The sequence below is a fragment of the Myxococcus sp. CA005 genome, from assembly GCF_006518205.1.
Lineage (GTDB): Bacteria > Myxococcota > Myxococcia > Myxococcales > Myxococcaceae > Myxococcus > Myxococcus xanthus.
Genome location: NZ_SRLV01000010.1, coordinates 78,866 through 101,369 on the forward strand (window position 1 = coordinate 78,866; position 22,504 = coordinate 101,369).

Below are 22,504 nucleotides of genomic sequence, written 5' to 3' on the forward strand. Positions count from 1 at the left end.
GGGCGGTGGGGGGAGTGCCATGAAGAAGGACCTCGGGCTTCCGGAGCAGCCCGCCGTGCCACGCGTGGTCACGGCGGAGCCATTGGCTCACGTTGCAGAAGACGGCCGGGCTCATCTGCTGCGCGAGCACTTGGAGGCCGTGGGGCAGTGGGCCGCGATGCTGGCGCCGCGAGAGGATTTGCGTGCGCCGGCCCTGGTCACCGGGCGCTGGCATGACCTGGGCAAGTACACCCGGGACTTCCAGATACGCATCCGCAAGGAGAACGGCTTCGAGGCTCACTTGGAGAAAGAGGGGGCGCTGGAGCGAGACCACTCGACGGCCGGTGCGCTCTGGTCGCTGAGCCGGGACCGGCATCTGATGCCGCTGGCATTCGCGATAGCCGGGCACCACTCAGGCTTGCCCGACGCGTCGAACCTCCGGAACCGCGTGGGGCGCACGGAGAAGCAGGCGTTGCTCTCCGATGCGCGGGCTCGTTGTGACGCACCCGCTTTGCTGGACGGACCGTTGGGCTTCTCTCCGGAGGCGCTCGACAAGCTCGAACCACGGCAAGTGGAGCTCTGGACGCGGATGCTCTTCTCCGTCCTCTGTGACGCGGACTTCCTGGACACCGAAGCCTTCTTCGATGCGAACAGGAGCGCGGCCCGCGAGGTGCCGGTGTCGTTGTCGCAGCTCGCCGAGCGTCTCCGCGGCTTCCTGCGGGAGAAGCAGCGTAGGGCCCCGGACACGGAGGTGAACCGGGTGCGCCGCGAGGTGCTCACCGCCGCCGTGGAGGCCGCGGTGCAGCGCCCCGGTGTCTTCAGCCTCACGGTACCCACGGGGGGAGGGAAGACGCTGACGTCCATGGCCTTCGCGCTCGAACATGCGCGGACGCAGGGGCTTCAGCGCGTCATCGTCGCCATCCCCTACACCTCCATCATCGAGCAGAGCGCGGAGGCGTACCGCCAGGCCTTCCAGGGGCTGGAGCACGCCGTCATCGAGCACCACTCCGCTGTCGACCCGGACCGGGAGACGCCGCTCAACCGCGTGGCCAGTGAGAACTGGGACGCGCCCATCATCGTTACCACCACGGTGCAGCTTCTGGAGAGCCTCTTCGCCCGCCGCCCGTCGGCGTGCCGCAAGCTGCACCGCGTGGCCCGGAGCGTCATCGTGCTCGACGAGGCACAGACGCTGCCCGCCTCGCTCCTGGAGCCCATCCTGGATGGCTTGGGCGCGTTGGTGAGGGACTACGGCTGCTCCGTGGTCATCTGTACCGCCACGCAGCCGGCGCTGGGACGCCGCCCGGACTTCCAGGAGGGCCTGCCGGAGGTGCGTGAAATCGTCCCGGCCTCGGTGCGCGCCTTCGAGCGGCTACGCCGTGTGCGCGTGCGCTGGCCCTCGTCAGGGCGGAAGCTCCCCTATGCCGAGCTGGCCGACGCCGTGGCGGCCGAGCGGGACGTGCTCGCGGTGGTCCACTTGCGGGCCGACGCGCGGCGGCTCTGCGAACTCGTGGATGAACGGCTGGGGCATGAAGAGACGCTGCACCTGTCCGCGTTGATGTGCCCGGAGCATCGCTCCCAGGTGCTCGCGGACATCAAGGCCCGAAAACGAAGAAGGGAGCCTGTGCGGTTGGTGGCCACCCAACTCGTCGAGGCGGGCGTGGACCTGGACTTCGGCGTCGTCTACCGAGGACTGGGAGGCCTGGACGCGCTGGCTCAGGCCGCTGGCCGGTGCAACCGGGAGGGGCTGATGGAGGGCCTGGGCGAGCTGCGCGTCTATGAGCCTGAGACGCAGCCACCCAGGGGCGTTCCTCGCGCCGCCCAGGACGTCACACGCGGCCTGCTGGAGCAGTCACCGGACCTGGACTTGTTCGCGCCCGAGAGCTTCCAGCGCTACTTCGCCAGGCTCTACGCCACGCGCCACCGGGATGAGAAGGGTATTCAGGCGCTGCGCGCGAAGTTCCAGTTCGAAGAGGTGTCCAAGGCGTTCAAGCTCGTCGAGGACGACTGGAGCGCTTCGGTGGTGGTGCCCTACGTGGGCCATGCGCCGCTGGTGAATGCGCTGCGTGAGCGAGGCCCTTCGCGAGAGCGGCTGCGCGCGCTGCAACGCTTCACGGTGACGGTGCCCCGCAAGCTCCGGGACGACTGGCTGGCGCGCGAGCTGGCGCGGCTCGCTGCCGAGACGGTGGCGTACCTGGGGCCGGAGCACACGTCCGCGTACCACAAGCGCTTCGGCCTGCTTCCGGACCACGTCGGCATCTTCGACCCGTCCTTCCTCATTCCCGCTTGAGACCCGCTTCAAGAGGTGTGGATGACATCAACGCCAGGCAGAAGTTTTCGCGTGAGGGCGCGGGGACCCGTGGCCTGTTTCACGCGGCCCGAGATGAAGGCCGAGCGCGTCAGCTACGAGGTGATGACGCCCTCAGCGGCACGTGGGGTGCTGGAGGCCATCCTGTGGAAGCCGGCCATTCGTTGGCACGTCCACGAAATCGCCGTGCTCGCGCCGGTGCGGTGGACCAGCTTCCGCCGTAACGAGGTCAACAGCCGGGCCACTGTGGGGAAGTTCGACTACGCGGCGGACGAGGACCGGGCCCAGCGCAACACGGTGGCGCTGCGAGACGTGGACTACGTCATCACCGCGTCCTTCGCCCTGGTGCCGGGCAAGGCGGGGCCCGATGACAACGTGCGCAAGTTCGAGGACATGTTCGAGCGGCGTCTGGAGCGAGGCCAGTTCTTCCATGCGCCCTACCTGGGATGCCGTGAGTTCGCGGCGCGCGTCGAGCCCGCGGAGGACGTCCTGTTGCCGCATGAGTCAGGCCAGGGGCGGAGGCCGCTGGGCCTCATGTTCTACGACTTCGTCTTCGACATTCCTGGAGAGCCGGTGCGCCCTGAGTTCTTCCAGGCGTTCCTGGAGGACGGCGTGCTGCGTGTGCCGCCTCGGGCGCAGGTGCTGGGGGGAGGCGTTCCATGATGCTGACGGCGCTGAATGACTTCGCGCGCGAGCGAGGGCTCACGGATGACCCTCTGTACGAGGTCAAGCCCGTGGACTTCTTCATTCGCATCAGCGCGAAGGGGAAGTTCATCAAGCTGGAGTCCCTGGCGAGGGAAGACGGGAGAGGCAATGCGATGCCAATCCCCAGGTTGCCGCAGCGCTCGGTGAACATCGCGGCGGGCTTCTTCGCGGACAACTCGAAGTACGTCCTCGCCTACGAGAAGGACGCGCCCAAGGCGAAGGCAGGCGGCGTGGAGAAGCGCCTGGCCCGGTTGGAAGCCTTCTTGAAACCGGTGCGCGAGGTCGTCGCGGAGACGAAGGACGCGGAGGCCCGGGCCGTGGAGTCCTTCCTGGACAGCGAGGCCGAGCGGAGCAAGGCGCTGGCGGACAGGGGGGCCGAGGAGTGGACGGGCTCCGAGATGCTCGCATTCGTCGTTGGTGAGGCCACGACGCCCGTGCACCAGAACCCCGCCATCCGTGCCTGCTGGGAGCGTCGCGCGGGTGCGCAGCGCGCGTTGGGTCGGAGGGCGTTGTGTCTGGTGACGGGCCGCGAGGGCGTGGTGGCCGTCACGCACCCCAAGTTGAAGAACGTCCCCGAGGCCCAGCCGTCCGGGGCGTCGCTGGTGTCCTTCAACGCGCCCGCGTTTTCGTCGCATGGTTTGGAGCAGGGGGAGAACGCGCCCATCTCTCAGGAGGCGTCGCTGGGCTACGTGCTGGCCCTCAACGACATGCTGCGGAGGACGGAGCAGCGCCGTTTTCGTCAAGGCATTCAGTTGGCGGATGGCTCGGTGATGGTGTTCTGGACGCGCGCCTCTCCTTCGGAAGAGAGCTTCCTGCTGTCTCTCCTGGACCCGACGGAGGATGACCTCAAGCGCTTCGTTGAGTCTCCGCGCAAGGGCGTCGAGCCAGGAGAACTGGATGACCGCGCCTTCTACGCCGTGACGCTGGCGGGGAACGCGGGCCGTGTCGCAGTGCGTGATTGGTTCGAGTCTCGCGTGGGCGAGGTGAAGCAGAACATCCGGCGCTATTTCGACGACCTGCGCATGGGCGACGCGCCCGCGGGGCCGATCCCCGTCTATCGCCTGCTCAAGGCCGTGGAGGCGCCCTCGGGACGGGGCCTGACGCCGGACATCGCCGCACGGATGCTGGGGGCGGCGTTGCGAGGTCAGCCCTTCCCTCGCCAGCTCCTGGTGGCCGCGCTGGACCGGCTGCGGTTGCCGCCCGCTGACGGCGGGGTCGAGCGCGAGCAGCTCCGGCTCCGCGTCGCGCTCATCAAGGCGTACCTGTTGCGAGATCGAAATCGTGGATCCACTCCCCTGGAGGTCACCGTGTCATTGGACAAGGACAATCCTTCGCAGCCCTATGTGCTCGGCCGCCTCTTCGCTGTGCTGGAGCGGCTGCAGGGCGTGGCGCTGAAGGACCTCAACGCCACCATCCGCGACCGCTACTTCGGCGCCGCGTCTCGAAACCCCGTCACCGTCTTCCCCCGGCTGATTCAGCTCTCCGTTCACCACGCCTCCAAGGCGGGGGAGAACGGCAGGTGGCTGGAGCGGACGAAGGGGGAGGTGATGGCCCTGCTGCCTTCCAAGGACCCATTTCCGCCTGTGTTCCAGCCCGAGCAGCAGGGCCTCTTCGCCGTGGGTTACTACCACCAGCGCGAAGCGTTCTTCACGAAGCGCGAGGCCGCCGCGGCTCCGGCTGATTCGACAGCGTCCTCCACGTGAGCCTTCACCGCCTCCAAACCCATTCCAGAGAAAGCGCCATGACCGACCTCAAGCAACGCCATGACTTCGTGCTGTTCTTCGACGTGTTAGATGGAAACCCCAACGGAGATCCCGACGCCGGCAACCTGCCCCGCATTGATGCGGAGACGGGCCATGGGCTGGTGACGGACGTGAGCCTCAAGCGCAAGGTGCGAAACTTCGTCCTGCTCACGCAGGAGGGAAAGCCCGGGCTGGACATCTTCGTCAAGGAGAAGGCCATCCTGAACAACCGCATCGCGGATGGATACAAGAGCCTGGGCATCGACCTGAACGAGAAACCCGCTCGCGCGGAGGATGGCAAGAAGCGCAACGACAAGGGCAGGGCCCAGGGCTCCGAGGTGGAGAAGGGCCGCGCGTGGATGTGCAAGACGTTCTTCGATGTCCGCACATTTGGCGCGGTGATGTCCACGGGGCCCAATGCGGGGCAGGTGCGTGGGCCGGTGCAGCTCACCTTCGCCCGCTCGGTGGACCCTATCGTTTCGCAAGAGCATTCCATCACCCGCATGGCGGTGGCGACTGAGGACGAAGCGGAAAAGCAGGGCGGTGACAACCGCACCATGGGCCGGAAGAACACCGTGCCCTATGGGCTCTACCGGGCCCACGGCTTCGTCTCGCCGCACCTGGCGAAGCAGACGGGGTTTGGCACGGCGGACCTGGAGCTGCTCTTCCAGTCCTTCACGCACATGTTCGAGCTGGACCGCAGCGCCGCGCGGGGGCTGATGTCCATGCGGAAGGTGGTTGTGTTCAAACATGGCTCGGAGCTCGGCAACGCGCCGGCCCACGCGCTGTTCGACCGCGTCCTTGCGGTGCGCGCCCAGCCGGAGAAGCCAGCTCGAAGCTTCTCCGACTACGAGGTCCGTGTGGACAAGGCAGGGCTGCCCCAGGGCATCGAGGTGCTGGAGCTGGTGGGATGAGCACGGACCGCGAGACGTGGGTGGCGCTGTCGGCGCTCCAGCACCTGCTGTACTGCGAGCGGCAGGCGGCGCTCATCCACGTCGAGCGGCAATGGCGCGAGGACGTCAACACCGCCTCCGGCAGACTGCTGCACGAGCGCGTGGACCTGCCGGGACATGACGCGCGGCTGGGACGGCGGGTGGAGCGGGCCGTGTTGCTGGGCTCGCAGCGGCTGCGCGTGTCCGGGCGCGCGGACATGGTCGAGTACCAGCGGGACGCGAAGGGGGCGGGCTGGCGGCCCTTCCCGGTGGAGGTGAAGCGCGGCCGGCGCAAGGCGGGTGAGGCGGACCGCGTGCAACTCTGCGCGCAGGCGCTGTGCCTGGAGGAGATGCACGGCGTGGATGTCCCGGAAGGGGCGCTCTTCTACGGTGTGGAGCACAAGCGTGCCGCGGTGCGCTTCGACGCGGAGCTGCGCCAGCGGACCGAGGACGCCATCGCGCGCATGCACGAGGTGCTGCGCCGGCAGGAGGTCCCTGTCGTGGCGCGCGCGCCCCGATGTGACAAGTGCTCGCTGGAGCCGCTGTGCCTCCCTGGAGTGACGGCGGGGCAGCGGAGCGCTCAGGACTTCCTGATGCAGTGGATGGCCCTGGACGGCTGAGCGGAGGAACGCATGACGACTGCGCTGAACACGCTGTTCATCACCGCGGAAGGGACTCGCCTGAACAAGGAAGGCGAGTGCGTGGTGGTGACGGTTCAAGACCAGAAGAAGGCGGAGGTTCCCTTGCGGCACCTGCGCTCGGTGGTGTGCCTGACGCGCGCGTGGCTGACGCCGGAGTTGATGGAGAGCTGCCTGGAGGCGGGCATCCATGTCTCCTTCTTCGGGATGACGGGGCGCTTCCTGGCGAGGGTGGAGGGCGTGCCGGGCGGCAACGTCTTGTTGCGGCGGCAGCAGTATCGGGCGGCGGATGATATCGCTCGCTCGGTGGCCATCTCCCGGGCGCTGGTGGTGGGGAAGCTCGGGAATGCGCGGCAGTTTGTGTTGCATGCGCGGCGTGACGCGGCGCCCGAGCGACAGGAGGCCCTGTCGGAGACGGCGCGGCGGCTGTCGGAGCACCTGCGCGCGCTGACCCGCGTGGAGGACTTGGTGCAGGTGCGAGGGCTGGAAGGCATCGCGGCGCGCGACTACTTCGAGTCCTTTCCCGCGCTGCTGAAGAAGAGTGCCCAGGGCTTCGAGTTCGATGGCCGCAACCGCCGGCCTCCGAGGAATCCGCTGAACGCGATGCTCTCGTTTGGCTATGCGTTGCTGGCGCAGGATTGCGCGGGAGCGCTCACGGGTGTTGGGCTCGACCCCGCCGTGGGGTTCCTGCATGAGGACCGCCCTGGGCGCCTGTCGCTGGCGCTGGATTTGATGGAGGAGTTCCGTGCGCCGGTGGTGGACCGGCTCGTCTTCTCGCTGGTGAACCGGGGGCAACTGAAGCCCGGGGACTTCCGCACGGAGTCGGCGGGGGCCGTGTTGCTGAAGGACGATGCGCGCAAGACGTTCCTCGTGGCGTACCAGGAGGCGAAGCAGGTGGGGGTGCGGCACGCGTTCCTGGGGCAGGAGACGACCTGGGGCATGGCGCCTCACCTGCAAGCGTTGCTGTTGGCACGCCATCTCCGAGGGGAGCTGGACGGCTACCCTCCCTTCGCGATGCGCTGATGCGTAGATTGACCGTGCTGATTTGTTACGACGTGCGGGTGTCGGACCCACAGGGGCCTCGGCGCCTGCGCAAGATTGCGCGGGCTTGCAGAGACCATGGCGTGCGAGTGCAATACTCCGTCTTCGAGTGTGTCCTGGAGCCCAAGGACTGGGTCGTCCTGCGCGCCCGCCTGCTCGGCGCATTCGATTCGGAATGCGACAGCCTGCGCTTCTACTTCCTGTCGGAGGACGATGCCCGGAAGACGGAGCATCATGGCGCCAGAGCACCCTTGGACGTCGAGGGGCCGCTGGTCCTGTAGGCCTCCGCGAACCCGTCCCGGTGTACGCTCCGCCGAGGGTTCGCGCTCATTGAAATCCCGAATAGAATCATGGAGTTGGGTGAGTGGGCGTCAGGAACGGCGAGGCGCTTTCGTGGCCCCGCGGGCCGGTTCGCGAAGTTCGGCCGGATTCCGTAGTCAGAACGGTATGTTGGAAGGGCAGAGTCGCTCCTCGTGAACGAGGGGAGCGTGGGTTGAAACGGGCCCGAACACGCGGCGAGAGCCAGCGCCATCGTCGCTCCTCGTGAACGAGGGGAGCGTGGGTTGAAACGCTGGCACACGGGCGAGCCGGAACAGCTCCAGCGTCGCTCCTCGTGAACGAGGGGAGCGTGGGTTGAAACCGGATGGTCCACAGGACCACCTGGCGATCATCGTGTCGCTCCTCGTGAACGAGGGGAGCGTGGGTTGAAACCGAAGGGTTGAAGGCCACGAGTGCGAGTGGCAGGGTCGCTCCTCGTGAACGAGGGGAGCGTGGGTTGAAACCACGCAGGCCCAAGCGCAGCTCCATGCGCAGATCGCGGTCGCTCCTCGTGAACGAGGGGAGCGTGGGTTGAAACCGGGCAGGTGCTGTGGACCGCGTTGGTGGCTGTCGAGTCGCTCCTCGTGAACGAGGGGAGCGTGGGTTGAAACCAAGCTGTGACAGCGGTGTGACAGCGGATTCTGTCGCTCCTCGTGAACGAGGGGAGCGTGGGTTGAAACAACAACTACCTCGGGAACATGGATGGCACGGTCAAGTCGCTCCTCGTGAACGAGGGGAGCGTGGGTTGAAACGAGGAGGGGCTGCGCAGGGCCCTGAAGTCTGACGTCGCTCCTCGTGAACGAGGGGAGCGTGGGTTGAAACGCGTCCGGGCCCGCCTGGAGAACCACGGGGCATTGTCGCTCCTCGTGAACGCGGGGAGCGTGGGTTGAAACATCCCCTCCTGTCCCATCCTCCCCACCACCAGGTCGCTCCTCGTGAACGCGGGGAGCGTGGGTTGAAACAGCGAGCTGGGACTCCAACTCCCGAACGCGGGAGTCGCTCCTCGTGAACGCGGGGAGCGTGGGTTGAAACCAGCGCGGCCGTCTGCGCTGGTGCTCCGGAGGGCGTCGCTCCTCGTGAACGCGGGGAGCGTGGGTTGAAACCGTGCATATTCACCGGCACCCCATCTGTCCCCTTGTCGCTCCTCGTGAACGCGGGGAGCGTGGGTTGAAACCGTGCATATTCACCGGCACCCCATCTGTCCCCTTGTCGCTCCTCGTGAACGCGGGGAGCGTGGGTTGAAACTGCACCGCCTCCTGCGAGGCTGCCGCGCAGCAGGTCGCTCCTCGTGAACGCGGGGAGCGTGGGTTGAAACTCCTCGCGAGTCGTAGCACCTGGGCGGCTCGCGCGGTCGCTCCTCGTGAACGCGGGGAGCGTGGGTTGAAACAGCACCCAGCGGATGCCCTGGGCGAGCTCCTCTTCGGTCGCTCCTCGTGAACGCGGGGAGCGTGGGTTGAAACATAGACGTCGTAGGACTGGGCGAGCGCGGGGGCGTCGCTCCTCGTGAACGCGGGGAGCGTGGGTTGAAACTTCGAGCCGTCGGTTGTGGGGGACCTGTTCGGGCGTCGCTCCTCGTGAACGCGGGGAGCGTGGGTTGAAACTTGATCGAGCAGCTCAACGGGAAGAGCACGATCGTCGCTCCTCGTGAACGCGGGGAGCGTGGGTTGAAACCGCCCCAGCTTGCAGGCCGAGGAGCCGCAGTGCGTCGCTCCTCGTGAACGCGGGGAGCGTGGGTTGAAACGGAGAGCAGATGCGCGGCTGGTCCCTCATGGTGGTCGCTCCTCGTGAACGCGGGGAGCGTGGGTTGAAACGCAATCTGACGGTGAAGCCTGGCGCCGAGCTCGTCGCTCCTCGTGAACGCGGGGAGCGTGGGTTGAAACCCATCCGAACCGACACCTACCACCTGACGTGCAAAGTCGCTCCTCGTGAACGCGGGGAGCGTGGGTTGAAACCTGATCGAGCAGCTCAACGGGAAGAGCACGATCGTCGCTCCTCGTGAACGCGGGGAGCGTGGGTTGAAACCGTCCCACGGCAAGCCCGTCCCAGTGGCGCGTAGTCGCTCCTCGTGAACGCGGGGAGCGTGGGTTGAAACTCCCCAGCAGAGGCTCTTGAGGCCGCCTACGTGGTCGCTCCTCGTGAACGCGGGGAGCGTGGGTTGAAACTCCACGTCGCTGGGCTTGGGCCAGCCCGGGAGCTGGTCGCTCCTCGTGAACGCGGGGAGCGTGAGTTGAAACGACGCAATCCGCGTCGATTCGTCCAAGAGGAGGGTCGCTCCTCGTGAACGCGGGGAGCGTGGGTTGAAACTGCACCACGGGGATGCCGAGCGCCGCCACCCGAGCGTCGCTCCTCGTGAACGCGGGGAGCGTGGGTTGAAACGGGACGGTCCACTTCTTCGAGCCCCAAGTCTACGGGTCGCTCCTCGTGAACGCGGGGAGCGTGGGTTGAAACATCGCCGTAGATGGTCGCCAGGGGCCCGGCGCAGTCGCTCCTCGTGAACGCGGGGAGCGTGGGTTGAAACTTGATGCCGACCCAGCAGACCGCGCAGCGCTCAGTCGCTCCTCGTGAACGCGGGGAGCGTGGGTTGAAACGAGTGGCCCGGGAGGGACGGCGTGGCTGACTGGGTCGCTCCTCGTGAACGCGGGGAGCGTGGGTTGAAACTCCAGCCCGCGCAGACGGCGGGCAACGTCCGCAGTCGCTCCTCGTGAACGCGGGGAGCGTGGGTTGAAACATGAGTCGCTGGCGCACCACATCCATGTCGCGCGGTCGCTCCTCGTGAACGCGGGGAGCGTGGGTTGAAACCCAGGGGTCGGAGCACACCCACGACAATCCAGCCGTCGCTCCTCGTGAACGCGGGGAGCGTGGGTTGAAACATGGAGCGCGGACAGGTTCAGCTTGAAGCCCTTGGTCGCTCCTCGTGAACGCGGGGAGCGTGGGTTGAAACTGAACCCGCCCACGGGCGTCTGCTGCTCGCCACACGCGCGTCGCTCCTCGTGAACGCGGGGAGCGTGGGTTGAAACCCGATTCCTGTCGCACTCCGATGGCCGATTCCGTGTCGCTCCTCGTGAACGCGGGGAGCGTGGGTTGAAACGTAAAGCGAGGACAACAGCGCCACCTGGATGCGGTCGCTCCTCGTGAACGCGGGGAGCGTGGGGTGAAACCGCGAAGATCGCCTGCTAGACGAAGGTTGCCGGGTCGCTCCTCGTGAACGCGGGGAGCGTGGGTTGAAACTGTCCGTCGACGTCGAGCGCTTCGAACGTCACGTTGTCGCTCCTCGTGAACGCGGGGAGCGTGGGTTGAAACAGCATTCACCCGGCTGCTGTCACGGTCGTGTGGAGTCGCTCCTCGTGAACGCGGGAAGCGTGGGTTGAAACTGGTCGCTGATGCTTGCGCCGAGCGCGGAGAACGTCGCTCCTCGTGAACGCGGGGAGCGTGGGCTGAAACACGTCCAGGTTGCTACGGTCGGTGATGGCGGCCTTTCGCTCCTCGTGAACGCGGGGAGCGTGGGTTGAAACTTGTAGACGAGGTATGCGGCGGCGGCGAGCGCAGTCGCTCCTCGTGAACGCGGGGAACGTGGGTTGAAACGTCGCAGATCACCAAGTCTGCTTCGGGCGGCTTCGTCGCTCCTCGTGAACGCGGGGAGCGTAGGTTGAAACTCATTCGCCTCGCCGGCCTTCTGGGCCTTGTCGTCGCTCCCCGTGAACGCGGGGAGCGTGGGTTGAAACATGATGCTCGTGGACAAGGACCCGGCCGCCAGCGGGTCGCTCCTCGTGAACGCGGGGAGCGTGGGTTGAAACGTCAGTGCGCACCGCAACGGCCTGGCGCCACAGCGTCGCTTCTCGTGAACGCGGGGAGCGTGGGTTGAAACCGTGCAGTCTCAAACCAGTCTTTGCCCGACCGGATAGTCACTCCTCGTGAACGCGAGGAGCGTGGGTTGAAACCTGAACGCCGCCGCCGGCGTGCTGTTTTCGAGGTGTCGCTCCTCGTGAACGCGGGGAATGTGGGTTGAAACTCACCCAGCAACGTGGGGGAGTACCGGAGGGGTCGCTCCTCATGAACGCGGGGAGCGTGGGTTGAAACACCGCTGACTCCGTGGACCTCGCGTACCTGGGCCAGTCGCTCCTCGTGAACGCGGGGAGCGTGGGTTGAAACCGCGAGGCGCACCGGGTGGTGGACGGGTGGGCGGTCGCTTCTCGTGAACGCGAGGAGCGTGGGTTGAAACCACCCAGAGCACTGGAGTCCCGGTGCCGCGTCCTGCTCGTTCCTCATGAACGCGAGTACTCTCTCTCTTCAACGGGTCCGAAAATTGGGGAGCAGATCACGAGGACTCGCTCATGCTCAGGCTCCAGAAGTCGCCGGGCATACCCAATCCACGGCACTTCTGGCTCGAGGTTTTCGGGGATGGCCGTTCCAAGCGCAACGGCTCGTCTCTATCCAAAGCGAACGCGGCCGACGCCCATCGGCTCACGATGCTGCTCATCGCCGCGCGCCGGTTGGACGAATACAAGGAAGATCACAGCGCCCTCCTCCCGTCGCACATGACCGGCAGGTGACGATGTTCGAATCCACCGTGGACGGTCGGCGCACGCGTCTGACGTTGGACAGCGACACGCCGCCCGACATCCTCCGCTTCATGCCGCAGGTGGCTGCCGCTTACGGCATCGAGCTTTGAGCACGAGGACCCCGGGCGCCCCAGGGTTGGAGGAACACCTCCGTCTCCTCCAGGATCAGCGGCAGTGACGCGGTGAGCTCGTGGCCATCGTCCACCTCCACCAGCCGGACGTGGCGCTTGCCCTCCGACCACTGGCGCGAGTTTTGGACGTCACAGGTGTCATCCTGACGGCCGTGGATGATGAGCGTCGGGACGCGCACGTCGGGCCAGCCACCGGTGCGGGCGTCCACTGCCTCCGCGTCGGCGATGAAGCCCGAATGGATGCGGACCTTGCGCTGCGTCGCGAAGTCGTCCGTCTCAATCCAGCCCGACGTCTGCCAATGCTGCCACGCCGCGTTCCCCATTCTCCGGCGCAGCTGCGGGACGACGCGGAAGGCGGGCGCCAGCAGCACCAGCGCACACACGCGGGCGTCCTGCTCCGCCACTCGGGCCGCAGTGAGGCCTCCCAGGCTGGAGCCGATGAGCACCACCCGCTCCTCGGGCCCGCCCATCGCGGCCAGCACCGTGTCCAGCATGGCGCTCAGGCGCAGTTGCTCCATGGAGGGGACGCGGAGGTTCAACCGCTCCACCGGAATGCCCTGGTCCGCGTAGTGCCGGGCCACGGCCACGCCCTTCTTCGAATCCGGACCCGAGGCGAAGCCGTGCAGGTACAGCCAGCGAGGACCCACGGCGGAAGGCGATGTCGTCGAAGTGCTCATGACAGGCCCACTCTAACGGGCGCGCGGGGCCGTGGCTTCAGATGCGCAACACCGGCCCGGCAATCACCGACTGCATGAGCTTGGCGCACTGGTTGAGCGCGTTGGACGTCAGCTTCACGTCACAGAACTGGAAGCCCGTGGAGACAGACACGCCCCAACGGTCGCTGAACCAGCCGTCCACGCCCACCCGGAAGGCCATGCTCGTGGTGTCGATGTTCTGCCGCAGCCAGGTGCCCACGTCGTCCGGCGTGAAGGTGCTCCCCCAGCTCTTCGACAGCCGCGCGCCCACCCACGGCGTGATGGGCTTGTCCTGGAAGAAGCGCAGCCGCGCCTCGATGCCCACCGCCCGGTAGTCGAGCTGTGAGCGCTCCAACCGCCCCTGCCGCATCGCGTCCGGGAACTGCTGGCCCCACGTCTCGGAGATTTCCGCCAGCACGCCCACCGACAATCCGGGTGGGGTCTCCAGGCCCAGGTATCCGTGCAGCGCCGGGCCCTTCGTGCGGAAGCTGCTCAAATGGTCCAGGGTGATGCCGGCGCCCAGCGATGCATAGCCATTCCAGCCTGTCGCCACCGCGTCCGTTCCCACACACAGCACGCCCACCACCGCCACCCACATCGACTGCTTTCTCATGCGTTGCAGTCTATGCCTGGAGGCCGCCGTGGGGGACTCCGAGTGCCGCTGCGTGTCATGAAATCATGCAGACACGCGTGCCTCGGTGTGGCCAGGCGCATCCCTGCGGACAGTCCAACTACTGCCGCCCTGTCGGAGGGAGGGGTGGGGTGGGGACCTGCATGCGCTTCCGGAGGGCAAGTCTGGAAGCTAGGGTGGTGTTCCATGTCCAGCACCTTCGAATCCGCCGCCTTCGCCGTTCGTGACGCACTCTCCAGTGCGGGCCGGGGCCTGGTCGAACGCGAGGCGATGGTGGAGCTCGTCGCGCTCTCCGCCGTGGCGGGGGAGCACCTGCTCGTCATCGGCCCGCCGGGCACCGCGAAGAGCGAGGCGGTGCGGCGCACCGCACGTGTCCTGGGCGGCTCATACTTCGAATACCTCCTGGGTCGCTTCACCGAGCCCTCCGAGCTCTTCGGCCCCGTGGACCTTCGCAAGCTGCGCGAGGGCATCGTCGAAACAGAGACCCAGGGCATGCTGCCCGAGGCCGAGGTCGCCTTCCTCGATGAGGTGTTCCTCGGCTCCACCGCCATCCTGAATACGCTGCTGGGCCTCCTCAATGAGCGCACCTTCCGGCGCGGCCACACCCGGATGCGCTGCCCCCTGCGCGTCTGTGTGGGCGCCTCCAATGCCTTGCCGGAAGACGAGTCGCTGGCCGCCTTCGCGGACCGCTTCCTCGCACGCATCTTCGTCGAGCCCGTGCCAGACCCGCGGCTGGAGGAATTGCTCGCGGGCGGCGCTTCACTGTGGGGGGACGCGGACGCGCAAGTCACCTCGCTGGAGTCCCTGGACGTGGTCGCCCAGGTCGCGCGTGAGGCGGACCTCTCCGGGGTGCGCCCTCATCTGGCGCATGCGCTGCGCACGTTGCGCGCCGCGGGCGTGGCCTTGTCCGACCGCCGCGCGGTGAAGGTCCAGAAGCTCATCGCCGCCGCCGCGGCGCTCGCGGGCCGGCGCACGCCAGGGACCGCGGACCTGTGGCCGCTCGTGTATGCCGTGCCGACGAAGGAGGCCCAGGCGCTCGCTCGGGACGTGCTGCGGGACGTGCTCGCCGGGACGGAGAACCCGGCCCTGCCGGCGGCGGCGCTGGAGGCCAGCGCGGGCCCCCTGGCGCGTGCGCGGCGCATCGCTTCCGCGGGGCAGGCGCTGCTGGCGGAGCGGCCCGTGGATGGCAATGGCGAGGCGCTCGCCGCGTGGCGGCTCAAGTTGGAGGGCGTGGCGCGAGAGATGGACGCGGGCTTCGCTCCCGAGTCGCTTCCCGATGACTTGAAGGTGCTTCGCGCGGAGGTGGCGGGTGTGCTCGCCTCCGGCGCTTCAGGGCTCGAGTCGTCCGAAACGGAGGTGGCGGTGTGAGCGCGCAGGGTTCCCGCGCTGTCTCCGCCACTGCCTGGACGCAGGCCCGCGAGTCTGAAGGCTCCGCGCATCGGTTTCCGGAGGCGCCGCCGCGGGGCCGGGGTGCGGTGGCTGACGCGCTGTGAGCGCAACGGGAAGAGACTCGCGGACGGGGGACGCGCTGGAGACGCGCGGCGAAGACGCCGCTCTCCTGCCCGTGCGGTGGCGTTCGCGCGCCGAGCCGCTGGAGCCGCTCGCCGTGGCAGGAGAAGGCCCCGTGGCGGTGGCGCTCGCGCGCCGGGTGCTCGCCGAGGACGACGCACGCCTTGCCAACTGGGAAGGCGTCGCGGGGCGGGGACTCCTGGTCCTCCTCGGGGCCTCGGCGTCGTTGCCATGGGTCGACGGCGCCGTGTACCTGGGGCGGGATGCCGCGGCGCCCTCGCTGTTGCTTCCCTGTGCGTTGGCGCCAGATGTGGCGGCTTCGCTGCTGGAGCGTGCGTTCGTGGTGCATGCGCACGGGGGTGGAGCGAAGTTGGCGGTGCTGCCCGCGTCCATGTGTCTCGTCCGCATGGACGCCGCGCGGCCCGTGTCGCGTGTCACGCTTCAGGCCTGGCTGGACACGGGGACGTCGGGGGACACGCCGTGAGCACGTTGCCTCATGCGTTACGCCCCTGGGCGTCGATCCTCGCGAAGTTCCCGCTGGAGGTGGCGCTGAACCTGGGCCCGCTGGTTGCCCGGTTGTCCGTGGCGCTGGGGCCGCTGCGGGCGCCCTCGGAGAGGGAGGGCGGTGAGCCTCAAGGGTATGACGGCCTGTCGCGAAGAGGCTCCTTCGACCGGCTGCTGGTGAGTGAATGGCTGTGGGCCATGGAGGCACCCGACGAACTGGTGCGCCGTGCCGCCTTCGGAGAGCTGTCCTATCTCAAGCCCTCGTTCCGCCAGCCCCAGCGCGCGCATCGCACGGTGATGTTGCTCGATGCGGGGCCAGACCAGCTTGGCGCTCCGCGCATCGCGCACCTCGCGTTGCTCATCGTCATGGCGCGCAGGGCGGAGGCCGCGGGCGCCACGTTCGCATGGGGCGTGCTTCAGGCAGACCCGCGGCGTGGCTGGTTCACGGAAGTGACGCCCGCCACGCTGGGCGCTTGGTTGAACGCGCGTGACACCGCGCCGCCCTCGGCTGAGCGGCTCTCGGCCTGGTGTGAGGCACTCGAGCTCGGCGCGCGGACGGCGGACGCCTGGCTCGTGGGGTCTTCCCGCCTGTCCCGGCTCGTGGGGGCGGAGACGCTCTCGCGCATCGAGGTCTCCGAAGTCCTGGCGCCCGAGGTGCGCCAGCTCGCGGTGGAGGTGCATCCCGCCGCGCGCGCTCCGCGCTCCGTGTTGCTCGACCTGCCGTCTCCGGACGACAGCGTGCGTCTGTTGAGAGACCCGTTCCGCGCGCGCGTCGCCGTGCCCGTGAAGACAGTCCAGCACTCGCGGGTGTCGGGGTTTGCCTTCTCCGCGGATGGCCGCCGGTTGATGCTCTTCTACGAGGGGGGAGGCGTTGGCGCCATGGCGCTGCCCAATTCTCCTCGCGCCACCCTCGCTCGGCCCCAGCGGATGATGCCTCGGAGTGATGAGACCTTCCTGGGCGCGGGTTGGCGGCGGCAGGGGGGGCTGCTCGTGCTGATGCGGCGGCAGGGCGCCTATGCCTATGCCTTCCGGGGGCAACTGCAACATCAGTCGAGGACTCGTGGGCCCAAGGCGTTCCCCTGGACGCTGCGCGATACGCAGGCGCATCCACCCAATCCTGCTCGTGGACAGCCCCCCGGCCGGCTGACGACGTATCTCGATGCATTCAATCGGGAGTGCGTGCTCCTGTCCGGCCTGGACGACAGGCTCTATTTCTTCGAGGAGGACGCCTCCTCCCGCCGCGTGGTCTCCGCCCAGGTGGCTCAGCGGGTCATCGCCGCCGCTCACGTGAAGGGCTCCAGCATCGTCGTGACGCGCGACGAAAATGGGGGGGCTGCGAGTTGCATGCGGCTGGGCATCGTGAGTGCGAAGGAGGTGCGCCAGGTTCGCCTGCAGGACTCGAGGGGCGACACCCTCTGGTTCGGTGCATCGCACCATTCGGGGCATCCGGATGCTGGGTTGCTCGCGGTGAACAAAATCCCAGGCATGTGGTGTTTGCACCATCGGGACTCGGTGCAACTCGTGGCGCTGCGCTCGGGATTGCGAGCCGTGGGCGTCGGGGTCTGTCCGCAGGCGAAAGGGGATGCCGGACTGTTGGCGCTCGACGCGGACCAGCGGACCTTCTGGAACGTGGGGCTCCAGCACCAGTTCAGGCTGGCGGTGGCCGCCGCTGACGTGGTCCACGCGGAGGCCAGCCATGCGGTGCCTGTGCTCGGGTGGCTGACGACGGAAGGCGAGCTGGTGTTGTACCACCTGGAGCATGAAGCGGTGCTGTGCCGTATTCATACGGGGGGCGGGGGATGAGCACGGCACGTGCGGGGCTACGGCCCCGGCAGCAGGTGCATCGGGGCACGGTCCGGGCCTCGGCTTTCTGGCTCGATCCGGCCCTGCTCGGTGAGGCGGAGGCTCGGCGCCGGATTCTGGCGGTGTGGACGCCCGACATGTCCGTTCACACCGTGGCGGGTGGATATCTTGTGGAGATGTCCGCGCCACGCACGGTGGTGTGCGAAGCCGCGCTGGGGCTGCCGCTCACTCGGGAGTACGGGGTCCTCTCCTCGGCGCCCTTGTCTCCAGCGGAGCGTCGGCACCCGAGTCTCCATGAAGGCGCGGTGTTGCTGGTGCTCAGGGGACGGTCCCTGGTGTTCTCTGCCGGTGCGATGCCGCGGGTGGATGTGTCGACATGGCTCGACGTGTCCGCGTGGACGCTCCGAGCCCCGGAGACGCTGGGCGCGCCGCCGCCCCCCGTGCCCGTGCTGGAGCCTGTGCCTCCGCCGTCGCGCGAACGCTTCGGTCCCGGCGTGCCCGAGCCGTCACCTGAAGCACAGAAAATGCTCGCGGGCATGGAGGGGCGCCGCGCTCCCGTCGCCGCTGGGGCGCGCCGCCCGGGATGGTGGGCACGGCTGCGCGAGAAGTTCTCCCGTCAGGGAACGGCGGTGCGCGGAGGCGGCGAGTCCGGGCGTGGCTGGCCAGGGTGGATGGCGCGGCTTGGGGCCGCGCTCTTGGGATCGGTGGCCCCCGGAGCACTCCAGGGCCCGAGTCCCTGGAGCTGGCTGTCCGACTGGATGATGCGCAACACCCTGCTCGGCGCGTGGGTGCGGCAGCGGAAGTCGGAGTACGTGCGCCGCCTCTTCGACATGTTCGAGGAGGGCAACCTCGACGAGGCTTTGCGGCACGCCATTCCACTGAGCAAGGAGCTGAGCGAGGACGCACGCGAGGCCTTGGGGCTGCCAGGGCCTCGTGCGCAACTCACCCTCCAGACGGAGGCGCGGGGAGCGGCGGGGTCCGTGTTCGGGGGAGGAGCTAACCTCTACTCCGCGCTCCAGCAGCGCTACCGCGAGGCCTTCCGTCGCTTCGAGCGCGAGGGACGCATCGACGAAGCCGCGTTCGTCCTCGCGGAGCTGCTGGGCGCCGTCGAGGAAGCCGTGTCCTTCCTGGAGCGGCATGGCCGCTTCAAGCTGGCGGCGGAGCTGGCCGAGGGGCGCAAGCTGGCTCCAGGGCTCGTGGTGCGTCAGTGGTTCCTGGCTCAGGACGTAGCGCGCGCCGTCGCCATCGCCCGACGCAGTGGTGCCTTCGGGGACGCGGTGGCGCGGCTGGAGCGTTCGAATCCACCGGAGGCCCTTGCGCTCCGCCTGCTGTGGGCGGAGACGCTCGCCGAGGCCGGCGACTACGCGCGCGCCGTTCAGGTGGTGTGGCCGGTGGCGAAGAATCGTGCCCCGGCGCGCGAATGGCTGGAGCGGGGCGTGGCGAGTGGTGGCGCGACGGGCGCTCGGCTGCTGGCGATGTGGGCCACGGCGTTCGCGGATGGGCTGACGGTGGCGGGTGCGCGGGTGCGTGAGTTGCTCGACGATGACGCGCCGGAACGCGCGTCCGAGCGCTTCGTCTTTGGACTGGCGCTCGTGGAAGAGCCTCCTTCCGCCAACCGCACCGCGCTGGTGGTGCCCACGCTGCGCGCGTTGCTTCGGGACCGGGCGGCGGGCAATGCCCGTTTCACCTCGGACCTGAGCCTCATCAAGCGCTTGTTGGGCGCCGCGCCCGACGGCACCTTGCGCACGGACCTGCCGTCGCTGGCCGACAATATCCACCGCGCGTGGCGCGATACCCACGAACGGCCGCGCATCGACGTCACGGTGCGGGCCTCTGAAGCGGGGACCTTCACGCTTCATGACGTGGTGGTGCTGCCAGACGGCCGGCTGCTGTACGCACTGGGGGAAGCGGGGGCGCGGCTGGTTCGCGAGGACGGCCGGACGGTGGCGCACTTCGACGTGCCGGCCTTCCACCTGGTGCCTTCCATCCATGGGGACCGGGTCCTGGCACTCGCGCGGCGGGACGAGGTGTGGCGCCTGTCCCGGCTGGACCTGGTCGCACGCAGGTGCAGCCCCTGGGTCGATATGTCATTGACGGACTGGTCCCGCAGCTACGACGGCAATGTCTGGTTTGTGTCCTCTGAAAACATGGTGATGATGGTGGATGCGCTCGCCGCTGACTGCCGCGCGCTCTGGCGAGTCCCGGAACTTGCAAGCCGTGCGTTTCCCATTGCGGCGGATGCCACACACATGAGTTTCATCGTCGGAACACAGGAGCGGTGGACGTATACGCTCGCGGACGGGCCCACATTGCGCGACCGTTCGGAGCTGCCTCCAGAGGTGTCGGACCCGAAAATGGTGAGCTGGCATCAGTCCGTGGTCCCGGATGGTGAGGCTGCTGTCCTGTGCATGGAATATCCCTCCAACCCCGAGGATGTGGCACGCGGATGGAATAATCTGAGGAGTTCGCTGGCTTGGGTGCAGCCCGTGACACTTCGCAATCGGGTTCGGACGGAGCGCGACCACGAGACGCTCAAGGGCATCTTTCTCTCGAGGGAATGGTTTTTGGAGTTGATGGATTTGGGGACGGATTGGCAGCTTCATTTGACAGACAGGCGCGGATTTTCCCGCGCCGTGTTGACGTTCGAAGGGAATGTCCGCCCGAGGGTGCGGCTTACGGACAGCATCTTGCTGGCATTCGACGAGGGTGGCCGGGGCGTGTGGCTGGATTTGGAGAGCGGTGAGGTCCGGCACTTGCCGGTGCCTTGAGCCGTCAGGCGCCGTGGCGCAGGTTCGGTGACAGGGTGACGTCTCTGACGGTGAGCCGTCGCTGCGCGTCATCCACTTCCAGCTCCACCTGCACGCCGTCCACCGTCACCAGGAGCGAGGGGGGCGTCCCGGGGAGCGCCATCAACCAGGTGGAGGCCAGGGGTAGCTACATCCCCGTCAGCTCCGCGGCGCGCAGCAGGTGCAGGCGCACCGCGTGGCTCAGGGCGCCTGGCAGGGGGCGCAGCGGCAGGGACACGTCCTCGGGCAGGCGCAGTGCGTAGGGCTTGGCGGAGTCCCTCGCGGGAAACTCAGGGAGCAACCACGGTCAGCCGCTCGCGCCAGGCGAGGTCATCCTCGACGAGAAGCAGGTGCTGGAGCGGCCGGGACATGGTGGAAGAAGAGGCGAGGGGGCTCGGATACCCCGGACCCGAGGGAGTCGCCAGGGGCCAGCGCACTCCGCGTCCGATGCCCGACACCCTTGGCCTCCGGTGCTTCCCAGGGGCCTGTGGGATGTGCTGATACCCACCTGATGGGTTTTCCTGCTGGATGCTGGCTGGATAGGTTGGATGAAGTCGGGATGAGGCCCGTTTTATGAAAGGCAGGAAATTGCGGTATTGTCAGCATTTAGTGTGGGTGCTAATCGCGCTAGCCAAGAGTTGACTGCTCAGCTGGAGCTGGCGTTTCCACGCGCGAGTTCTGGCGCATGGGGGCATGCATGCGGCGGCGGTTGCGGTTCCAGGGAGCGTTCATGGGGCTATTGCTGGCTGCGTGTTCCAGCACGCCCGCTGGCCCCGTGGAGGGGGCGGATTACGGCTACCGCAACGGTGATGTCTGGGTTCGTGGTCCTTGGGACGCCATCATACCTTCGGCGGACGTGGACGCGGTGATTGATCAGTTGTGCCCCGCCATCATGCAACTGCCTCGCGCGCAGGGCCGCGAGTACGGGCAGGAGTACTGCGGCGCCATCTACTCCCTGGGCGACGGCACCTACTACGCGAGCCTGCCGTCTACGCTGGGCCCGTTGCTCAAGGCGACGCCGGAGCCGCAGAAGGCCTGTTTCGCGCCGCGCTTCGTGAATGATTCGCGTGGGCGCACGGTGGTGTTGGCCGACTATCACAGCCATTCGTGGGCCAACTCCCGTATGTCGAGTGCGGACCGACGGCAGTCCCGCCAGCGTTTCAGCATCCGGATTCAATTCGACACGGGGTGCCGGGTGATGAAACTGGTACCCTACATTGGCGAGGCCCGACCCGGTGAGTTGTTCGAGCGGCGCGAGCGGAAATGGGTGCGAATCGGTGTCATCAAGCCCGAGCATAAGGCCGCGGGCATCGTGACCTGGATGGATGGGTAGCCATGGACCAGCCTCGTCGACCTGGAGACATCTTGAAGCGCGGACGCCTCCTTGCCCTGTGCCTGCTGTTGCCCGCATGTGCGCTCTTCCAGCGTCCGTATCGCCCACCGCACGCGTCTGCTGAGGAAGCGGCGCGGGTGGAGTTCCCGCTCGACCTTCCGGCGGAGACGCGGACGACGCTCACAGGAGCGCTGGTGACGGCCATGCAGCTTGCGCTCGACGACTTCCTGCCCCTGGACGTGAAGCCCCACGACGGCGCGACCGACGTGGAGCGCTGTCTCTACCGGCGTGAATCGTACGAAGTGATTGCATCCCCGGGCCCCGAAGGCGTGACATTCGTCCGTGTGACATTGCGTCCGGATGTCTGTGAAAAGCAGAACATCATCATGGACATGGAAGCGACCTACGCCATCGATGTCGAAGGGCGGCGTATCCTCGCGCGGCAGCGGTAATCTCGGCCCGGGCGGCGTCTTCACCGTCTTGGGTGTCTGGCACTCCACAGCGAAGTGAGGGGTGGTCCCCTCATGGGGCTGGAAGCCGACGTCAAATATGCACTTCCGGTACAGCTTGTCGTCATCGCCACGGCTCGTCAGTCTGAAACGACCATGGCCCTTCGACTTCAGCTCGCTCCCCGGGCCCTCCGGACCCTGGCAGGATGTTCGACTCCGGTGCGAGAGAAGCTCCAATGTGAGCTGGGCGCTCTCGCCGCGGGCCTTCCGCTCGACGGGCCTTTGATGTCGGACCAGGGTGGGTTGGTGGTGCTCGACTCGGGTTTTCGCGTCCGCTACCAGCTCGACCTGGGGCGCGGCTTGTTACGGCTGACACACGTGGCCGCGCCCTCCTTGCCGCGGCCCTGGCCCGACGTGCCACCCGTCGACCCATGAGCGGTGTGC

General features: G+C 67.7%; 19 protein-coding genes and 1 CRISPR repeat array. Of the genes, 15 read left to right on the forward strand and 4 right to left on the reverse strand.

The window, feature by feature from the left end:
* Positions 1-19 precede the first annotated feature (19 nt).
* The 8 genes from FMQ63_RS06595 to FMQ63_RS06630 all read left to right on the forward strand — a co-directional run bounded on the left by FMQ63_RS06595 (position 20) and on the right by FMQ63_RS06630 (position 12,210).
* A complete protein-coding gene (locus FMQ63_RS06595; RefSeq protein WP_225909611.1) occupies positions 20-2,266 on the forward strand; it encodes a CRISPR-associated endonuclease Cas3'' in 2,247 nt (748 codons plus the stop codon).
* Between the two features lie 21 nt (positions 2,267-2,287).
* Positions 2,288-2,947 (forward strand): type I-C CRISPR-associated protein Cas5c, encoded by a 660-nt coding sequence (gene cas5c / locus FMQ63_RS06600; RefSeq protein ID WP_171452217.1) that lies wholly within the window; start codon positions 2,288-2,290, stop codon positions 2,945-2,947.
* Positions 2,944-4,692, forward strand: coding sequence for a type I-C CRISPR-associated protein Cas8c/Csd1 (cas8c, locus tag FMQ63_RS06605; RefSeq protein ID WP_011556937.1), 1,749 nt, complete (start codon positions 2,944-2,946; stop codon positions 4,690-4,692). The genes cas5c and cas8c overlap by 4 nt, the downstream gene beginning before the upstream one ends.
* 38 nt (positions 4,693-4,730) lie before the next feature.
* A complete protein-coding gene (cas7c, locus tag FMQ63_RS06610) occupies positions 4,731-5,645 on the forward strand; it encodes a type I-C CRISPR-associated protein Cas7/Csd2 (RefSeq protein ID WP_011556936.1) in 915 nt (304 codons plus the stop codon).
* On the forward strand, positions 5,642-6,283 hold the full coding sequence (gene cas4, locus FMQ63_RS06615; protein ID WP_011556935.1) for a CRISPR-associated protein Cas4: 642 nt from the start codon (positions 5,642-5,644) through the stop codon (positions 6,281-6,283). Before cas7c ends, cas4 begins: the two co-directional genes overlap by 4 nt.
* A 12-nt stretch (positions 6,284-6,295) precedes the next feature.
* A complete protein-coding gene (gene cas1c / locus FMQ63_RS06620; RefSeq protein WP_011556934.1) occupies positions 6,296-7,324 on the forward strand; it encodes a type I-C CRISPR-associated endonuclease Cas1c in 1,029 nt (342 codons plus the stop codon).
* The gene (cas2, locus tag FMQ63_RS06625; protein ID WP_225888307.1) at positions 7,324-7,623 is read left to right on the forward strand and encodes a CRISPR-associated endonuclease Cas2; all 300 of its coding nucleotides are present in this window, start codon (positions 7,324-7,326) and stop codon (positions 7,621-7,623) included. Before cas1c ends, cas2 begins: the two co-directional genes overlap by 1 nt.
* 182 nt (positions 7,624-7,805) lie before the next feature.
* Positions 7,806-11,879: direct repeats of the CRISPR family, unit length 37 nt; unit sequence GTCGCTCCTCGTGAACGCGGGGAGCGTGGGTTGAAAC.
* A gap of 112 nt (positions 11,880-11,991) precedes the next feature.
* Positions 11,992-12,210 carry a hypothetical protein gene (locus FMQ63_RS06630; protein ID WP_020477994.1) on the forward strand — a complete coding sequence of 73 codons (219 nt, stop codon included), beginning with the start codon at positions 11,992-11,994 and terminating at the stop codon, positions 12,208-12,210.
* A 100-nt stretch (positions 12,211-12,310) separates the two neighbouring features.
* Here FMQ63_RS06630 and FMQ63_RS06635 read toward each other — a convergent pair whose 3' ends face one another.
* Positions 12,311-13,027 (reverse strand): YqiA/YcfP family alpha/beta fold hydrolase, encoded by a 717-nt coding sequence (locus FMQ63_RS06635; RefSeq protein ID WP_011556932.1) that lies wholly within the window; start codon positions 13,025-13,027, stop codon positions 12,311-12,313.
* A gap of 37 nt (positions 13,028-13,064) precedes the next feature.
* Complete coding sequence (locus tag FMQ63_RS06640) at positions 13,065-13,658, reverse strand: hypothetical protein (protein WP_011556931.1); 594 nt, start codon at positions 13,656-13,658, stop codon at positions 13,065-13,067.
* Positions 13,659-13,661: 3 nt separating this feature from the next.
* Here FMQ63_RS06640 and FMQ63_RS06645 point away from each other — a divergent pair, with 3 nt between their 5' ends.
* The 4 genes from FMQ63_RS06645 (at position 13,662) to FMQ63_RS06660 (ending at position 20,260) form a co-directional block, all read left to right on the forward strand.
* Positions 13,662-15,044: an AAA family ATPase gene (locus FMQ63_RS06645; protein ID WP_011556930.1), complete on the forward strand. Its 1,383-nt coding sequence runs from the start codon at positions 13,662-13,664 to the stop codon at positions 15,042-15,044.
* 121 nt (positions 15,045-15,165) lie between these two features.
* Positions 15,166-15,669, forward strand: coding sequence for a hypothetical protein (locus FMQ63_RS06650; RefSeq protein WP_011556929.1), 504 nt, complete (start codon positions 15,166-15,168; stop codon positions 15,667-15,669).
* Positions 15,666-17,492, forward strand: coding sequence for a hypothetical protein (locus tag FMQ63_RS06655; protein WP_011556928.1), 1,827 nt, complete (start codon positions 15,666-15,668; stop codon positions 17,490-17,492). The genes FMQ63_RS06650 and FMQ63_RS06655 overlap by 4 nt, the downstream gene beginning before the upstream one ends.
* Complete coding sequence (locus FMQ63_RS06660; RefSeq protein WP_216609177.1) at positions 17,489-20,260, forward strand: bpX6 domain-containing protein; 2,772 nt, start codon at positions 17,489-17,491, stop codon at positions 20,258-20,260. Before FMQ63_RS06655 ends, FMQ63_RS06660 begins: the two co-directional genes overlap by 4 nt.
* A 4-nt stretch (positions 20,261-20,264) precedes the next feature.
* Here FMQ63_RS06660 and FMQ63_RS37305 read toward each other — a convergent pair whose 3' ends face one another.
* Positions 20,265-20,405, reverse strand: a complete 141-nt coding sequence (locus tag FMQ63_RS37305) for a hypothetical protein (RefSeq protein ID WP_011556926.1) — start codon at positions 20,403-20,405, stop codon at positions 20,265-20,267.
* A 21-nt stretch (positions 20,406-20,426) separates the two neighbouring features.
* Entirely contained in the window at positions 20,427-20,579 is a 153-nt protein-coding gene (locus tag FMQ63_RS37310; RefSeq protein WP_011556925.1) for a hypothetical protein, read from the reverse strand.
* Positions 20,580-21,008: 429 nt separating this feature from the next.
* Here FMQ63_RS37310 and FMQ63_RS06665 point away from each other — a divergent pair, with 429 nt between their 5' ends.
* The 3 genes from FMQ63_RS06665 (at position 21,009) to FMQ63_RS06675 (ending at position 22,495) form a co-directional block, all read left to right on the forward strand.
* Complete coding sequence (locus FMQ63_RS06665; protein WP_043612536.1) at positions 21,009-21,611, forward strand: hypothetical protein; 603 nt, start codon at positions 21,009-21,011, stop codon at positions 21,609-21,611.
* 2 nt (positions 21,612-21,613) lie between these two features.
* Positions 21,614-22,063, forward strand: coding sequence for a hypothetical protein (locus FMQ63_RS06670; RefSeq protein WP_011556923.1), 450 nt, complete (start codon positions 21,614-21,616; stop codon positions 22,061-22,063).
* Positions 22,064-22,216: 153 nt separating this feature from the next.
* Positions 22,217-22,495 carry a hypothetical protein gene (locus tag FMQ63_RS06675; protein WP_228556370.1) on the forward strand — a complete coding sequence of 93 codons (279 nt, stop codon included), beginning with the start codon at positions 22,217-22,219 and terminating at the stop codon, positions 22,493-22,495.
* Positions 22,496-22,504: the final 9 nt, after the last annotated feature.

Excerpts from the sequence above, each read along its gene's own strand:
- FMQ63_RS06595 (WP_225909611.1), top strand. The coding sequence starts at position 20 with ATGAAGAAGGACCTCGGGCTTCCGGAGCAGCCCGCCGTGCCACGCGTG.
- cas5c (WP_171452217.1), top strand. The coding sequence starts at position 2,288 with ATGACATCAACGCCAGGCAGAAGTTTTCGCGTGAGGGCGCGGGGACCC.
- cas8c (WP_011556937.1), top strand. The coding sequence starts at position 2,944 with ATGATGCTGACGGCGCTGAATGACTTCGCGCGCGAGCGAGGGCTCACG.
- cas7c (WP_011556936.1), top strand. The coding sequence starts at position 4,731 with ATGACCGACCTCAAGCAACGCCATGACTTCGTGCTGTTCTTCGACGTG.
- cas4 (WP_011556935.1), top strand. The coding sequence starts at position 5,642 with ATGAGCACGGACCGCGAGACGTGGGTGGCGCTGTCGGCGCTCCAGCAC.
- cas1c (WP_011556934.1), top strand. The coding sequence starts at position 6,296 with ATGACGACTGCGCTGAACACGCTGTTCATCACCGCGGAAGGGACTCGC.
- cas2 (WP_225888307.1), top strand. The coding sequence starts at position 7,324 with ATGCGTAGATTGACCGTGCTGATTTGTTACGACGTGCGGGTGTCGGAC.
- FMQ63_RS06630 (WP_020477994.1), top strand. The coding sequence starts at position 11,992 with ATGCTCAGGCTCCAGAAGTCGCCGGGCATACCCAATCCACGGCACTTC.
- FMQ63_RS06635 (WP_011556932.1), bottom strand. The coding sequence starts at position 13,027 with ATGAGCACTTCGACGACATCGCCTTCCGCCGTGGGTCCTCGCTGGCTG.
- FMQ63_RS06640 (WP_011556931.1), bottom strand. The coding sequence starts at position 13,658 with ATGAGAAAGCAGTCGATGTGGGTGGCGGTGGTGGGCGTGCTGTGTGTG.
- FMQ63_RS06660 (WP_216609177.1), top strand. The coding sequence starts at position 17,489 with ATGAGCACGGCACGTGCGGGGCTACGGCCCCGGCAGCAGGTGCATCGG.
- FMQ63_RS06665 (WP_043612536.1), top strand. The coding sequence starts at position 21,009 with ATGGGGCTATTGCTGGCTGCGTGTTCCAGCACGCCCGCTGGCCCCGTG.
- FMQ63_RS06670 (WP_011556923.1), top strand. The coding sequence starts at position 21,614 with ATGGACCAGCCTCGTCGACCTGGAGACATCTTGAAGCGCGGACGCCTC.
- FMQ63_RS06675 (WP_228556370.1), top strand. The coding sequence starts at position 22,217 with ATGGCCCTTCGACTTCAGCTCGCTCCCCGGGCCCTCCGGACCCTGGCA.